Here is a 13260-nt window from a genome sequence, read left to right as displayed (position 1 = left end):
CCGCCTTCGATTTCTGTGGAGCTAAGGAGAATTGAACTCCTGACCTCCTGCATGCCATGCAGGCGCTCTACCAACTGAGCTATAGCCCCTTGTCCTGTTCCGCCCGGTTTCCCCGGCGGCGACGCCAACATTACACGGTCGAAGGGGTGCACCACCAAATCGTTTCCGTTCTGTGCGGATACGGACGCTAGTGTCGGACTTCGTGACCGTGATCGCGTTCTCCGAGACCCGGCGCCGGGTGCCGGTGGCCCTGGGGGCGTGCCTTCTGTCGTTCACGGCGTTCTGGTTGGCCCAGCGGGCCGCGCACGTGTCGATGATCGACCTGATGGTCTACCGGGCGGAGGGGGCGACCGTCCGCGCGGGCGGCGATCTCTACGCGCTGCGTACGACGGCGGCTCATCTGCCGTCCACCTACCCCCCGTTCGCGGCGCTGCTGTTCACCCCGCTGACGCTGCTGGACGTCACGGGCATGCGCACCCTGGCGACGGCCGGGAACCTCGTCCTGCTGCTGGTGTTCGTCGGGCTGTCGATGCGGCTCGTCGGGCACGCGCGCGCGGAGCGGGTCCTGTGGGTCACGGCGGCGGCGGTGTGGTGCGAGCCGGTGTGGACGACCGTGCGCTACGGGCAGGTCAATCTGCTGCTGGCCGTTCTGGTGCTGTGGGATCTGTCACGCCGTCCCGCCGAACGCCCGGGCCGCTGGGCGGGGGTGGGTGTGGGGCTCGCGGCCGCGGTCAAGCTGACGCCCGCCCTGTTCGCGGTGTTCCTGCTCGTCACGGGCCTGACGGCACGCCTCGGAGGGCGGGACGGCGGCCCGTGGCTGCGGCATGCTCGCGGGGCGGCCGCCGCCTTCGCCGGGGCGACCCTGCTGGCGGCGGCCGTCCTGCCGTACGACTCGTGGCGGTTCTGGACCGGGATGGTGTTCCGGACGGGGCGGGTGGGGCGGGCCGAGGAGACCGCGAATCAGGCCCTGCGCGGCGTTCTGGCGCGTTTGCTGCACACTCCCGACCCGGGAGGACTCTGGGCTGCTGCGGCGGCCCTGACGGCCGTTCTGGGGCTCGCGGTGGCGGTGACGGCGGAGTTGCGGGGCCGGCGGGCCTGGGCGGTGGCCTCCTGCGCGGTCACCGCGCTGCTGATCAGCCCGGTGTCCTGGTCGCACCACTGGGTGTGGTGCGTGCCGGTGGTGCTGCTGCTGTGGACGCGCGGGCTGCGGAAGGCGGCCGCGGGCACGCTGCTGGTGTTCTGCTCGTACGCCCTGTGGTGGGTGCCACACGGGCCGGGGCGGCCCGAACTGCACCAGGACACCGTCGCCTTGACGCTGTCGGGGCTCTACACGGTCGCCGGGGTGCTGTTCCTCGTGCTCGCCCGGACATCGTTGCCGAGGCCGGGCGCCGCTCAGGCCGTGACGAACGAGTAGAACCGCTTGAGCGTGCAGTGCTCTTCGAGGAGCCTGCCGTAGATCGGCTCGCCCTCCAGCTCACGGTAGGTCTCGATCGGGTCGCCTTTTATGATCAGCGCCCGCGCGCATTCCTCGCACCAGTACTGGTAGTCGGGGTTGATCGGCTCCATGTCGCGGACGATCGGGGTGCCGCTCCCGCACCAGTCGCACTTCCGCCTGTGTGCACCCATCGATCAGCTCCAGCTGTGGCCGCAGGCCGTGCACACGTAGGAGATCCCGCCGTTGTCGCCGAGTACTTGGGCGACATGTGCGGAACCGCAGGAAGGGCAGAGCAGCCGGGTGATCGTGTTCCGTATCAACGCCGCACCGAGGAGGTGGCCGCCCTCCTCAAGGATGCTCGCAGGCATCGCTACTCCTCCCGTCGGGCCGCGCCCCCTTCCGGCCGTTTGATTCTGCCACGGCCGGACCAATACGGTCAGCGACGCCTCAGTACCAGTCCGGACACGGCGCCCGCGGCCGCCGTCGCGGCGAGCGCCCATGCGCAGGCTGACAGCGCCTCCGCAGAGGTATACGCCCGCGGGCCCCCAACTGACTCAAGCCGGTTCAAGAACAGTGTGCCGAACGCGGCGACCCCTATGAGCTGACCGAGCTGGGTGACGGTCGCGAGGAGTCCGCTGGCGTCCGCCGCGTCCTCGGGGCGCACGGTTGCGAGCGCGCCGGTGAGCGTCGGGCTGAACGCGAGCGCGAGCCCCGCACCCACGCCGGCGTACGCACCAAAGATCCGCGCGCCCCCGTCGCCGCCGCCGTGGAAGGCCAGCCCGACGCCGGCCACGCCCAGCGCGGTGAGCACGAACCCGGCCGGAGCCAGCGCTCGCTGCCAGGCGGCCGGCCACCTGCGCCAGGTGAGGGCGACCACGCCGAAGACGGCGGCGGTCGGCGCGAAGGTGAGACCGGCGCGCAGCGCGCTGTAGCCGAGGCCGCTCTGGACGTGCAGGGTGAGGGTGAAGAGGAATCCGGCGTTGACCGCCATCACGGCGAGGATGCGCAGGACGGCCAGGCCCATCCCGGGGTGGCGCAGCACCCGGGGCGCGACGATCGGGGCGCCGCCGCGCCGGGCCAGCCTCGACTCGTAGCCGCAGAACAGCGCGAACAGGAGCACGGCGGCGGCCAGGGACAGCCAGGACCACATCGGCCAGCCCTCCTCCTGGCCGAGCACCAGCGGAACCGTCAGCAGCGACACGGCGGCCCCCAGCAGGACCAGGCCGGGCAGGTCCAGGCCGCGGGCCCGCTCGGGACCGGATCCGGGGCCGAGCGGCAGGACGCGCCGGCCGAGGACGAGGAGTGCGGCTCCGACGGGCACGTTGACGAGGAACACCGGCCGCCATCCGGTGCCGAACAGGTCGGCGCTGACCAGGACGCCGCCGACGATCTGGCCGGCCGCGGCACCGACCGCGAGGACCGCCGAGTAGGCGCCGAGCGCCCGGATGCGGGCCTCGCCGGTGAAGGCGCGCTGGATGATGCTGAGGACCTGCGGGATCATCACCGCCGATCCGGCGCCCTGCACCAGCCGGAACACGATCAGCTCGCCCGCGCCCTGGGCCAGGCCGCAGGCGAGCGACGCGGTCGTGAACAGGGCGAGGCCGGCCAGGTGGACCCGGCCGTGGCCGAGCCGGTCGCCGAGCCGGGCGCCGGTGATCAGCAGCACCGCGTAGGTGATGGTGTAGCCGGCCACGATCAGCTGCAAGTCGGCGCCGGAGGCGTGGAGTTCGGAACTCATGGTGGGTGCCGCGACGTTCACGATGAAGACGTCCAGCACGGCCATGAGCAGGGCCGCGAGGACGACCGGGAGGAGCAGCCGGTGCCGGTTGTCAGTGCCGGGTGCTTCACTTTTCGCAGGGGTCGGAGCGGGTGCGGGACCTGGTCCCGTGCGGGATGGCGTCGTCATGCGTCCGAGCGTGGCGGCGGCCCGGTACGGGTGCCGAGAGCCCGCCGATGCTGGTACTGGCAGCACCTGGCAGGGGACGGGGGCTGCGCCCACGATGGAGGACGTGACGACGGGGGACGTGACGATGGCGACGACAGCACACCGCCGCAGGCCGGAGCTGGCCGCCTTCCTGCGCAGCAGGCGGGCCCGGGTGCAGCCGGCGGACGTCGGGATGCCGCCGGGGCTGCGGCGGCGCACGCCGGGGCTGCGCCGGGAGGAGGTCGCCCAGCTCTCGGGCGTGGGTGTGACCTGGTATACGTGGCTGGAGCAGGGCCGGCCGATCAACGCGTCGGCGCAGGTGCTGGACGCGGTGGCGCGGACGCTGATGCTGGACCTGCCGGAGCGGGAGCATCTGTACCGGCTGGCGGAGGTGCCGTTCGCCCAGATACCGGAGGGGCTGTCCCGGTCGGTCGGCGCGGAGGTGCAGGGCGTCATCGACGCGCTCGACCCGCTGCTGGCGGTGGTGTACACCTCGCGCTACGACGTGCTGGCCACCAACGCCGCCTACCGGGACCTGTTCCTGGTGCCGGAGACGGTGCGGATCGGCGTGCCGAACGTGCTGTGGACGCTGTTCACGGTCTCCGAGGACGCCTGCCCGGTGGTGCACCGGCAGCGTGAACTGCCGATGATGGTGGCGACCCTGCGTTCCTCCTACGGCAGGCATGTCGGCGAGCCGGCCTGGGAGGACTTCATACGGGCGCTGTCTCAGGCCAGTCCGTACTTCGCCCGGCTGTGGGCGAGCGGGGCGGTGGCGCAGCCGGGGCCGCGGGTGAAGACGTTCCGTCATGAGGCGGTGGGCGAGCTGCGGATGACGTCGCAGTCGCTGTCGATCGACGGGATGCCGGAGGCGCGGATCGTGGTCTACACGCCGGAGGACGAACGGGCGCGGGAGCGGGTGGCGTTGCTGCGGGAGCGTCGGCAGCGGCTGTGGCCGGCGACGGAGGAGGCGGCCACCGAGATCATCCGGGAGTGGAACACAAGAAATCCCGCCTTCTGAGGAAGGCGGGAATCTCGATCACCGATCTTTGACAACTCGACAATGTGTGGAGTGTCGATCTGTGGAGCTAAGGAGAATTGAACTCCTGACCTCCTGCATGCCATGCAGGCGCTCTACCAACTGAGCTATAGCCCCGTGCGTTCTTCCCGTCTTTCCGCTTGGCGGGGCGAACAAGAAGAACTTTAGCCTGCGACCTGCCGGAAAGTGAAATCCGGCCGTCAGTCGTCGTCGCCGAGGACGGCTTCCGGGAGGGTGCCGGCGTTGTGCTCCAGGAGCCGCCAGCCGCGCGCGCCTTCGCCGAGCACCGACCAGCAGCAGTTGGTGAGACCGCCGAGGCTCTCCCAGTGCTGGGACTCCAGGCCGAGGAGGCGGCCGATGGTGGTGCGGATGGTGCCGCCGTGGCTGACCACCACGAGGGTGCCCTCCTCGGGGAGCTTCTCGGCGTGCCGGAGCACGACGGGGGCGGCCCGGTCGGCGACCTCGGTCTCCAGTTCGCCACCGCCGCGGCGGACCGGCTCGCCGCGCTTCCAGGCGGCGTACTCGTCGCCGTGGCGGGCGATGATCTCCTGGTGGGTGAGGCCCTGCCACACGCCCGCGTAGGTCTCCCGCAGTCCGTCGTCACGGATCACGTCGAGGCCGGTGAGGGCGGCGAGCTGGGCGGCCGTGTCGGCGGCCCGCCGCAGGTCGGAGGAGACGATCGCGTCCGGGCCGAGGGAGGCGAGCAGGCGGGCCGCGCGGCGGGCCTGGCCGATGCCGGTCTCGGTGAGCTCGACGTCGGTGGAGCCCTGGAAGCGGCGCTCCACGTTCCAGGCGGTCTGGCCGTGGCGCCACAGGATGATGCGGCGGCCGCGGCCCGCGCGGTCGGTCACCTCGCCCGTGGCGCTCATCACCACTCCCCGTCCGGCTCGCCGGCGTCCTCGGCGGCCTGGAGCTTGGCGTGCTCCTCCGCCTTGCCGCGGGTGGCCTTGGCGTCGGCCGGCAGCTCGATCTCGGGGCAGTCCTTCCACAGCCGCTCCAGGGCGTAGAAGACGCGCTCCTCGCTGTGCTGGACGTGGACGACGATGTCGACGTAGTCGAGCAGGATCCAGCGGGCCTCGCGGTCGCCCTCGCGGCGTACCGGCTTGGCGCCGAGTTCCTTCTGGAGGCGCTCCTCGATCTCGTCGACGATCGACTTGACCTGGCGGTCGTTGGGTGCCGAGGCCAGCAGGAAGGCGTCCGTGATCGACAGGACGTCGCTGACGTCGTAGGCGATGACGTCGTGGGCGAGCTTGTCGGCGGCAGCCTGGGCGGCGGCGGAGATGAGCTCGATGGAACGGTCGGTTGCGGTCACTGCGTGGCTTTCCTTCGGCGGTCGTTTGACACCAAGGGTCTCACGGACCACGGGGCGCACCCCACGTGATTACCGCGTCACGTGGGGTGCGAGGGGCCGTCGCTCAGGAGGAGGACGGTTTGTAGTCCTGGCCGAGGACGACGGAGACGTCTGCGCCCGAGCCGACCGTGCCCTTCTGGACGGTGCCGGCGCCGAGGCCGAGGGTCTTGGCGACCTCGGTGGCGTTCTCCTTGTCGGCGGCGTCGGAGTACAGCACCTTGGAGGTGGCCTGGGTGCCGGAGGCCGTACCGCCTTCGAGGAAGGTGTAGCCGCCGTTGACGAGGACCACGCGGGCCTTCTCGGTGTCGTCCTTGACGCCGGTGGCGTTCTGGACGGAGACGCGGACCGCGGAGCCCGCGGAGGGGCTCTTGGCGGTGCCGCCGAGGATGTCCTTGACCACGCTGGAGCTGGTCTCGGCGCTGAGGGTGCCGTCGTTCTGCACGGGCAGCAGGGCCGTCTTGTAGTCGCCGTCCTTGGCGAGGTCGGCGAGCTTGGCGAGGAAGGTGCCGAGGTCCTTGTCGGTGAGGGAGGGGTCGAGGATCTGCGCGAGGGTCTGCACGGTGGTCGTCGCGGCGGAGGCGTCGGAGGACAGCTTGCGCAGGACGCCCTGCATGACCTGCCCGAACCGCTCCAGCTGGGCGTTCTGGGCCTCGCCGGAGGCGCGGTAGGTGGCGTAGGCGACGGCGGCCTTGCCGCTGAGGGTCTGGTCCTTGCCCTGGTGGACCAGGGGTGCCTCGCCCTTCTTCTTGGCGTCCGGGTCGGGGACGTCGGCGTCGGTGTCGATGTCGATGTTGCCGACGAGTTCGACGAGGTTCTGGAGGTAGGGGGTGTCGAGGCGCCAGGTGCCCTCGATGCTGGTGCCGAGGACGGTGTCGAGCTGGTCCCGGGTGCCGGAGGAGCCGTCGTCGTCGACGGACTTGGCGAGGGTCGTGGTGGTGCCGTCGTCGTCGGTGAGGGCGAGGGAGTTGGGCAGCAGGACCGTGCTGCCCTGCTTGGTGGTGGTGTTGTCGACGAGCAGCACGGTCGAGGTGCCGCCACCGCCGGTGTTGTGCAGGTGGACGACGATCACGTCGCGTTTCTGGGCGGCCGCGGAGGTCGTCGTACCGCTCTTGGTGCCGGAGGAGGACAGGCCGGGGATCTTCCCGGCGTACCAGAGGTAGCCGACACCGCCGACGGCGACCAGGGCGAGGACGACGACCAGGGCGATCATCCGGCTGCGGGCGCGGCGCTTGGCCTCCTCGCGGCGCTCGGTGCGGTTCTCGGTGAAGTTCAGCCAGTCGATGACGTCCTCGGAGTCACCGTCCGGCTGCTCGACGAACGCGAACTGCCCGGTGTGGTAATCCCGTTCGTCGTCGCCCTGGCGGGGCTCGGCGGGTTCCCGGACCGGTCCGGCCTGCTGCGGGATGTGCGCGGTCTGTTCGGCGACCCGGGGCTGCCGGCCGCCGGCGGCCGCCTGCCCGTAGGGGTCGTAGGCCGTCTGGCCGCCGGTGCCGTACGGGTCGTACCCGGGCGTCGGCGGCACGGACGGCTGTTGCCCGGTGTCGTAGACGGGCGCCTGCTGACCGGTGTCGTAGGACGGCGCGGCCTGCTGCCCGCCGCCGGCGTACGGGTCGTAGCCGTAGCCCTGCCCCTGCCCCTGCCCCTGCCCCTGCCCCGCGTACGGGTCGTACGTCTGCTGCTGTTGCGCGGGGATCTGGCGGTACACCGGCTGCCCGTACTCGTCGTAGCCGACGAGTTCGTACTGGTCGCTTCCGTAGCCCGCGTCGTATCGGTCGTTCACCGGTGCCCCTCTCGGCTCACTCGCCGCGGTACAGCTCGCGCTTGTCGATGTAGCGCACGACTCCGTCCGGCACCATGTACCAGATGGGGTCGCCCTTGGCGACTCTCGCACGGCAGTCTGTGGAGGAGATGGCGAGCGCGGGAACCTCCACCAGTGAGACACCGCCCTCCGGGAGACCCCGGTCGGTCAGATGGTGGCCGGGCCGGGTGCAGCCGATGAAGTGGGCCAGGGAGAAGAGTTCCTCCGAGTCCCGCCAGGTGAGGATCTGGCCCAGCGCGTCGGCGCCGGTGATGAAGAACATGTCGGTGTCGGGGTTGAGGGCGCGCAGGTCGCGCAGGGTGTCGACGGTGTAGGTGGGGCCGCCGCGGTCGATGTCGATACGGCTGACGGAGAACTGCGGGTTCTCCGCGGTCGCGATGACCGTCATCAGATAGCGGTCCTCGGCCGGTGAGACCGCGCGGGCGGTCTTCTGCCACGGCTGCCCGGTGGGCACGAACACCACCTCGTCGAGGTGGAACTGCGCGGCGACCTCGCTGGCCGCCACGAGGTGACCGTGGTGGATCGGGTCGAACGTTCCGCCCATGACACCGAGGCGGCGTTTGCCGGTGTGCGCGGGGCCCGCCGGCGTGTACCGCGGGGTCGTCACCATGTCGTCGGCCTCGTCATTCACCGGACCGGTAGGCATGTCCTGCTCTCCCATGCGTGCAGACCCTACCGGCCCGGCCCGTGGGCCCCGCCCGGAGGACCGGTGCCGGGCTCGGCGTCCGGCTCAGCGGTCGCGGTTGAAGCGGGTGGTGATCCACAGCAGGAGCAGCAGGATGAGGAACGCGCTGCCACCGGTGACGAGCGGGTTGAGGCTGTTGTGGTTGCCGCCTCCCTCGCCCTCGGCGGCGAGGGAGACCAACTGGGCAGCGGTGCTGTGGAGATTCATCATCTGCGGCAGGACCTATCGCGTGTGGACGGGATAAAGATGTCGGCCCATCGTATGCGGGCGGCCCGGCGGCGATCACGCCGACTCCTCCGTTGGGCCGACGGCCGGCCGACACGGACGAGAGGGTGTGCGGTTGCGGGTGCGGACGGGGAACGAACCCGGCGGCTCAGTCGTCCTTCTGTTTGTACCCGCGCAGGAGGAACCAGGCGGTCAGTGCGCAGCCGACGAACATGACGACGAGGACGACCCGGAGCAGATCGCCCGAGCCCTGTTGCTGGACGGCGCTCGCGGCCTGGGTGAGCCAGGCGGCCCGGGTGTGGTGCTCCATGAGGACTCCTTCGGCTGTACTGCCCGTCCACGGTATCTCCGCCTAGGCTGGGCCCTGCCTCGGGGGCACGGCAGACACTCACGCACATGGGGGATGACATGTCCGACGACGGCCACGAGCAGAACGGGCGCGAGCGCGTGCCGAGCAGGCAGCGCAGGCGGTTCCCGGGGCTCTCCTCGCGTGCGTACGAGCATCCGGCGGACCGTTCGGCGCTGGTGGCGCTGCGCAGGCTGAGCGGTTTCGACACGGTCTTCAAGGCGCTCAGCGGGCTGCTTCCGGAGCGGAGTCTCAGGCTGCTGTTCCTGTCCGACTCGGTCCGGGTGTCCGACCAGCAGTTCACACACCTGAACGACATGCTGCGAGACGCCTGTTACATCCTGGACCTGGAGAAGGTCCCGCCGATGTACGTGACGCAGGATCCGCAGCCGAACGCGATGTGCATCGGCCTGGACGAGCCGATCATCGTGGTGACCACGGGACTGGTGGAGCTCCTCGACGAGGAGGAGATGCGCGCGGTCGTCGGCCACGAGGTGGGCCACGCGCTCTCCGGGCACTCCGTCTACCGGACGATCCTGCTGTTCCTGACCAGCCTCGCCCTGAAGGTCGCCTGGATCCCGTTGGGCAACCTGGCGATCCTGGCGATCGTGACCGCGCTGCGGGAGTGGTTCCGCAAGTCGGAGCTGTCCGCCGACCGGGCGGGGCTGCTGGCGGGCCAGGACCTGCGGGCCTCGATGCGCGGGCTGATGAAGATAGCGGGCGGCAACCACCTGCACGAGATGAACGTGGACGAGTTCCTCAAGCAGGCCGAGGAGTACGAGGCGGGCGGCGACCTGCGCGACTCGGTGCTGAAGATCCTGAACGTGCTGCCGCGCTCGCACCCCTTCACCACGGTCCGGGCGGCCGAGCTGAAGAAGTGGGCCGAGTCCCGCGACTACCAGCGGATCATGGACGGTCACTACCCGCGGCGCACCGAGGACAAGGACACCTCGGTCGGCGACTCGTTCAAGGAGTCCGCGGCGAGCTACGCCAGTGACATGAAGACCTCGAAGGACCCGCTGATGAAGCTGGTCACGGACTTCGCGGGCGGGGCGGGAAACCTGGGCGGCCGGGTGAAGCGCGGCTTCGACGGGTTCACGAGCGCACCGCCGCCGAAGGACGCGCGGCCGCAGGACACGTCGTCGCAGGACACTCCCCCGCAGGACGACGAAGAGTAGCTGTCAGACCTTCGGTTCGGCCGCGGTGGCCAGCGTCCCGCACAGGGCGGTGGCGCTGTCCGTGGCGAACGGGTTCGTGCCCGCCGGGCCGCCCGCCTTGGCCGTCTGGCCGGCCAGCAGGGGGCTCAGGTGGCCGGCGGTGTCCTGGGCGCAGGACAGGGGGCCCGCCTGGACGTAGGAGAGGACCAGCTGGGTCTGGTTCAGGCGCAGGTCGTCGCGGTCGAAGCGGAAGGTCAGCTCGCGGCGGACGGTGAACAGGGAGACCTGGGTGCCGGCCGGGGCGCCGGCGGGCCGCAGCGCGTAGACGAAGGTGTGGTCGGCGGTGACCTCCAGGGTGGCCGGGTCGGCCTCGGTGACCTGGAGGCTGCCCTGGACGCGGATCCTCGGGTCGGCGAGTTCGTCGCGGGTGGGGTCGAAGCGGACCAGCCATCCGGTGGGAGCGTGCCGGCCGTCCGCCGCGGGGTGGTCGATGCTCTGGTCGAACTGGTCGAGCTGACCTGGGTCGAGCAGCGCCCGCACGGGCCGCACCTCGCTGCTGTCGAGGACCTCGGGGTAGAGCGAGGAGCGGACCAGGTAGTCCTTGGCCGTGGTCAGGGCGGCGCCCACCTGGCTGTCGGAGAAGTGCGCGGTGCTCCCTGCGGCGGCCGGCAGCGGTATCCCCTTGGCGCCGACCTCGTAGTGTGCGGCGGGGCTGTGCGCGAACAGGGTCTCGGCGTCGGCGGCTCCGGGCACTTTGTCCTGCGGGGAGAGCGGGATGACGGTCATCCGCAGGGGTTCGACGGGCTGCTGGGTCTCGTCGGTGCCGTAAGGATGGCGGACGCCCATGTAGATCGCGGTGCCGAAGGCGGCGAGGATCAGCAGGACGAGGACCAGGGCCTGCCGGGTGAGGCCCCGGCGCAGCGGCGGGCGGCGGCGTACGGCGGGTGCGTGGTCGGTCATGCGTTCGCGCGCGGAGGACTCCTGGAGGCGGGCAGCCCGGACGAACGATTCGTCGAAGACGACGGATCGGTACTCGTCCTCGCCACCCACGGGGCCGCCCTCGGGTGTCCCCTCAGGTGGGTCTCCTGGCCCGCCCATACTTTCAGAGTAGGTCTCGGGAGCCTCAGGTAAACGCCCTGCTACATGACAACTTCTGACAGGTTCTCACCAGAACTGCCACCAGGGCGGCCATGACCGCTCAGGGGGTGCGCGGGACCGCGGAGGCCGCCGGCTTGGGCGGCTGGGAGTAGTCGGCGGACACGGAGGGTGCCGCGGCGGTGGCCTGTTCCTGGCCTGTGGAGGGAGGCCTGGGCACCTGGTCGCGGCTGCCGCCCGAGGAGGCGCTGCGGTAGACCGCGGCGAAGGCGAGCGCGACCATGCCGATGCCCATGACGAGGGCGAGCACCCAGGCGACGGGACGGTGCCAGCGGACGTGTTTGCCGTACGTCCCGGCGGCGCCGTACCCGTCTTCGAGTACGTCGGCGTCGTCCAGGTCGTCGAGTTCGCCGGCGTGCCCGAATTCGGGGCCGTCGGAGCCGTAGCCGTCGTCGTAGCGCTCGCCTCTGGCGTGGGCGCGGCGGGCCTCGGCCTCGGAGGCCTCGGCTCTGGCCTGGGCGGCGGCAAGGAGGCGTTCGACGGCGGTCGGCTCGTGGACCACGGCCGCCTTCACGAAGGCCTCGTCGAAGACCACGGCGTCGAACTCTTCGTCCGACATTCCGTGGTCATGGTCGTCGTCGGGCTCCCAGCCGTCAGGGAACGGCATGCCCCCCACGTCCTCCGGCACGGATCCAGAGTAGACCTGGGGGGTCAATTTGGGCAGACGGTATGGAAATTCATAGGCACGGTGAGACGCCTCTCACGCCCGGCCGGGCCCCTCGTACGCCGCCCTGCGCGCCCGTACGCCGTACCGCGTGCGCGACTGGGCCGTACGGGGGTCAGCGGCGGATGTGGCCGTCGCCGGTGACGATGTACTTGGTGCTGGTCAGCTCCGGCAGGCCCATGGGGCCGCGGGCGTGCAGCTTCTGGGTGGAGATGCCGATCTCGGCGCCGAAGCCGAACTGGCCGCCGTCGGTGAAACGGGTGGAGGCGTTCACGGCGACGGTGGTGGAGTCGACCAGCTGGGTGAAGCGGCGGGCGGCCTGCTGCGAGGTGGTGACGATGGCCTCGGTGTGCCCGGAGGTCCACAGCCGGATGTGCTCGACGGCCCGGTCGAGGGAGTCGACGACGGCGGCCGCGATGTCGTACGACAGGTATTCGGTCTCCCAGTCCTCCGGGACGGCCTCGACGACGGTCGCCCTGGAGTCCTTGGCGTAGGCGAGGACGCGTTCGTCGGCGTGCACGGTGACGCCGGCCTCGGCGAGGGCGTCCAGGGCGCGCGGCAGGAACTCGGGGGCGATGTCCTGGTGGACGAGGAGGGTCTCGGCGGCGTTGCAGACGCTGACCCGCTGCGCCTTGGAGTTGATGAGGATGTCGATGGCCATGTCGATGTCGGCGTGGGCGTCGACGTAGACGTGGCAGTTGCCGGTGCCGGTCTCGATGACCGGGACCTTGGACTCCATGACGACGGTCTGGATGAGGGAGGCGCCGCCGCGCGGGATGAGGACGTCGACGAGGCCGCGGGCGCGCATCAGCTCGTGGACGGACTCCCGGCCCTCGCCGGGCACCAGCTGGACGGCGTCGGCGGGCAGCCCGGCACCGCCGACGGCGTCGCGCAGGACGCGGACCAGGGCGGTGTTGGACTCGTAGGCGGAGGCGGAGCCGCGCAGCAGGACCGCGTTGCCGGACTTCAGGCAGAGGGCGGCGGCGTCGACGGTGACGTTCGGGCGGGCCTCGTAGATGATGCCGACGACGCCGAGCGGGACGCGGACCTGGCGCAGGTCGATGCCGTTGGGCAGGGTGGAGCCGCGGACGACCTCGCCGACCGGGTCGGGCAGCTTCGCCACGTCGCGGACGTCGGAGGCGATGGCGCGGACCCGCTCCGGGGTGAGGGTGAGACGGTCGATGATCGCCTCACTGGTGCCGTTCTCGCGGGCCTTGGCGATGTCCTTCGCGTTGGCCTCGACGATCTCGCTCGTACGGACCTCCAGGGCGTCCGCGACGGCGAGCAGCGCATCGTCCTTCACGGCACGCGGCAGCGGCGCGAGGTCGGCGGCGGCGGCCTTGGCGCGGTAGGCGGCCTGGGTGACCGGGGACATGGCGTCGTACGGCGAGAGCGTGGTCATGAGGGAAGGGTAGTGCGCCCCGGCGGGCCGTCCACGCGTCATTCCACACCGCGAGACGCGA

The 13260-nt window shown here is 71.1% G+C and carries 15 protein-coding genes and 2 tRNA genes; 3 read left to right on the top strand and 14 right to left on the bottom strand.

Features of this window, described 5'->3' with window-relative positions:
* Positions 1-16: 16 nt before the first annotated feature.
* Positions 17-89 (bottom strand) — tRNA-Ala (locus tag ACWGKQ_RS48035).
* A gap of 113 nt (positions 90-202) precedes the next feature.
* Between ACWGKQ_RS48035 and ACWGKQ_RS48030 the strand changes: the two genes are divergently transcribed.
* Positions 203-1414 carry a glycosyltransferase 87 family protein gene (locus ACWGKQ_RS48030; RefSeq protein ID WP_453298430.1) on the top strand — a complete coding sequence of 404 codons (1212 nt, stop codon included), beginning with the start codon at positions 203-205 and terminating at the stop codon, positions 1412-1414.
* On the opposite strand, the gene ACWGKQ_RS48025 is transcribed toward ACWGKQ_RS48030, so the two are convergent.
* From ACWGKQ_RS48025 to ACWGKQ_RS48015, 3 genes are all read right to left on the bottom strand, one after another.
* A complete protein-coding gene (locus tag ACWGKQ_RS48025; protein WP_006136074.1) occupies positions 1393-1626 on the bottom strand; it encodes a hypothetical protein in 234 nt (77 codons plus the stop codon). The genes ACWGKQ_RS48030 and ACWGKQ_RS48025 overlap by 22 nt on opposite strands.
* 3 nt (positions 1627-1629) lie before the next feature.
* Positions 1630-1803 carry a hypothetical protein gene (locus ACWGKQ_RS48020; RefSeq protein ID WP_453298429.1) on the bottom strand — a complete coding sequence of 58 codons (174 nt, stop codon included), beginning with the start codon at positions 1801-1803 and terminating at the stop codon, positions 1630-1632.
* Between the two features lie 68 nt (positions 1804-1871).
* Entirely contained in the window at positions 1872-3341 is a 1470-nt protein-coding gene (locus tag ACWGKQ_RS48015) for an MFS transporter (RefSeq protein WP_453298428.1), read from the bottom strand.
* 94 nt (positions 3342-3435) lie between these two features.
* On the opposite strand from ACWGKQ_RS48015, the gene ACWGKQ_RS48010 reads away from it, so the two are divergent.
* Positions 3436-4377, top strand: a complete 942-nt coding sequence (locus ACWGKQ_RS48010; protein ID WP_453298427.1) for a helix-turn-helix transcriptional regulator — start codon at positions 3436-3438, stop codon at positions 4375-4377.
* A gap of 62 nt (positions 4378-4439) precedes the next feature.
* Here the strand turns inward: ACWGKQ_RS48010 and ACWGKQ_RS48005 are convergent.
* From ACWGKQ_RS48005 to ACWGKQ_RS47975, 7 genes are all read right to left on the bottom strand, one after another.
* Positions 4440-4512, bottom strand: a tRNA-Ala gene (locus ACWGKQ_RS48005).
* Between the two features lie 83 nt (positions 4513-4595).
* Complete coding sequence (locus ACWGKQ_RS48000) at positions 4596-5264, bottom strand: histidine phosphatase family protein (protein ID WP_453298426.1); 669 nt, start codon at positions 5262-5264, stop codon at positions 4596-4598.
* The gene (rsfS, locus tag ACWGKQ_RS47995; RefSeq protein WP_453298425.1) at positions 5264-5707 is read right to left on the bottom strand and encodes a ribosome silencing factor; all 444 of its coding nucleotides are present in this window, start codon (positions 5705-5707) and stop codon (positions 5264-5266) included. Before rsfS ends, ACWGKQ_RS48000 begins: the two co-directional genes overlap by 1 nt.
* A 103-nt stretch (positions 5708-5810) precedes the next feature.
* On the bottom strand, positions 5811-7526 hold the full coding sequence (locus ACWGKQ_RS47990) for an LCP family protein (RefSeq protein WP_453298424.1): 1716 nt from the start codon (positions 7524-7526) through the stop codon (positions 5811-5813).
* 16 nt (positions 7527-7542) lie between these two features.
* Positions 7543-8226, bottom strand: coding sequence for a nicotinate-nucleotide adenylyltransferase (gene nadD / locus ACWGKQ_RS47985; protein ID WP_453298423.1), 684 nt, complete (start codon positions 8224-8226; stop codon positions 7543-7545).
* A 69-nt stretch (positions 8227-8295) separates the two neighbouring features.
* Positions 8296-8460: a hypothetical protein gene (locus ACWGKQ_RS47980; protein WP_403055240.1), complete on the bottom strand. Its 165-nt coding sequence runs from the start codon at positions 8458-8460 to the stop codon at positions 8296-8298.
* A gap of 163 nt (positions 8461-8623) precedes the next feature.
* Positions 8624-8785, bottom strand: a complete 162-nt coding sequence (locus tag ACWGKQ_RS47975; RefSeq protein WP_453298422.1) for a hypothetical protein — start codon at positions 8783-8785, stop codon at positions 8624-8626.
* A gap of 98 nt (positions 8786-8883) precedes the next feature.
* Between ACWGKQ_RS47975 and ACWGKQ_RS47970 the strand changes: the two genes are divergently transcribed.
* Positions 8884-9999: a M48 family metallopeptidase gene (locus ACWGKQ_RS47970; protein WP_453298431.1), complete on the top strand. Its 1116-nt coding sequence runs from the start codon at positions 8884-8886 to the stop codon at positions 9997-9999.
* Between the two features lie 3 nt (positions 10000-10002).
* Here ACWGKQ_RS47970 and ACWGKQ_RS47965 read toward each other — a convergent pair whose 3' ends face one another.
* From ACWGKQ_RS47965 to ACWGKQ_RS47955, 3 genes are all read right to left on the bottom strand, one after another.
* The gene (locus tag ACWGKQ_RS47965) at positions 10003-11076 is read right to left on the bottom strand and encodes an SCO2583 family membrane protein (RefSeq protein ID WP_453298421.1); all 1074 of its coding nucleotides are present in this window, start codon (positions 11074-11076) and stop codon (positions 10003-10005) included.
* A 100-nt stretch (positions 11077-11176) separates the two neighbouring features.
* Positions 11177-11761: an SCO2584 family spore wall biosynthesis protein gene (locus tag ACWGKQ_RS47960; protein ID WP_453298420.1), complete on the bottom strand. Its 585-nt coding sequence runs from the start codon at positions 11759-11761 to the stop codon at positions 11177-11179.
* A gap of 151 nt (positions 11762-11912) precedes the next feature.
* Positions 11913-13199, bottom strand: coding sequence for a glutamate-5-semialdehyde dehydrogenase (locus ACWGKQ_RS47955; RefSeq protein WP_453298419.1), 1287 nt, complete (start codon positions 13197-13199; stop codon positions 11913-11915).
* Positions 13200-13260 lie beyond the last annotated feature (61 nt).

Source organism: Streptomyces sp. NPDC054770 (genome assembly GCF_053611985.1).
Note: the sequence above shows the minus strand (reverse complement) of the source record. Positions and strands in the feature narration are given on the sequence as shown.

Excerpts from the sequence above, each read along its gene's own strand:
- nadD (WP_453298423.1), bottom strand. The coding sequence starts at position 8,226 with ATGGGAGAGCAGGACATGCCTACCGGTCCGGTGAATGACGAGGCCGAC.
- ACWGKQ_RS47980 (WP_403055240.1), bottom strand. The coding sequence starts at position 8,460 with ATGATGAATCTCCACAGCACCGCTGCCCAGTTGGTCTCCCTCGCCGCC.
- ACWGKQ_RS48025 (WP_006136074.1), bottom strand. The coding sequence starts at position 1,626 with ATGGGTGCACACAGGCGGAAGTGCGACTGGTGCGGGAGCGGCACCCCG.
- ACWGKQ_RS48010 (WP_453298427.1), top strand. The coding sequence starts at position 3,436 with ATGGAGGACGTGACGACGGGGGACGTGACGATGGCGACGACAGCACAC.
- ACWGKQ_RS47965 (WP_453298421.1), bottom strand. The coding sequence starts at position 11,076 with ATGGGCGGGCCAGGAGACCCACCTGAGGGGACACCCGAGGGCGGCCCC.
- ACWGKQ_RS47975 (WP_453298422.1), bottom strand. The coding sequence starts at position 8,785 with ATGGAGCACCACACCCGGGCCGCCTGGCTCACCCAGGCCGCGAGCGCC.
- ACWGKQ_RS48000 (WP_453298426.1), bottom strand. The coding sequence starts at position 5,264 with ATGAGCGCCACGGGCGAGGTGACCGACCGCGCGGGCCGCGGCCGCCGC.
- ACWGKQ_RS47955 (WP_453298419.1), bottom strand. The coding sequence starts at position 13,199 with ATGACCACGCTCTCGCCGTACGACGCCATGTCCCCGGTCACCCAGGCC.
- ACWGKQ_RS48020 (WP_453298429.1), bottom strand. The coding sequence starts at position 1,803 with ATGCCTGCGAGCATCCTTGAGGAGGGCGGCCACCTCCTCGGTGCGGCG.
- ACWGKQ_RS48015 (WP_453298428.1), bottom strand. The coding sequence starts at position 3,341 with ATGACGACGCCATCCCGCACGGGACCAGGTCCCGCACCCGCTCCGACC.
- ACWGKQ_RS47970 (WP_453298431.1), top strand. The coding sequence starts at position 8,884 with ATGTCCGACGACGGCCACGAGCAGAACGGGCGCGAGCGCGTGCCGAGC.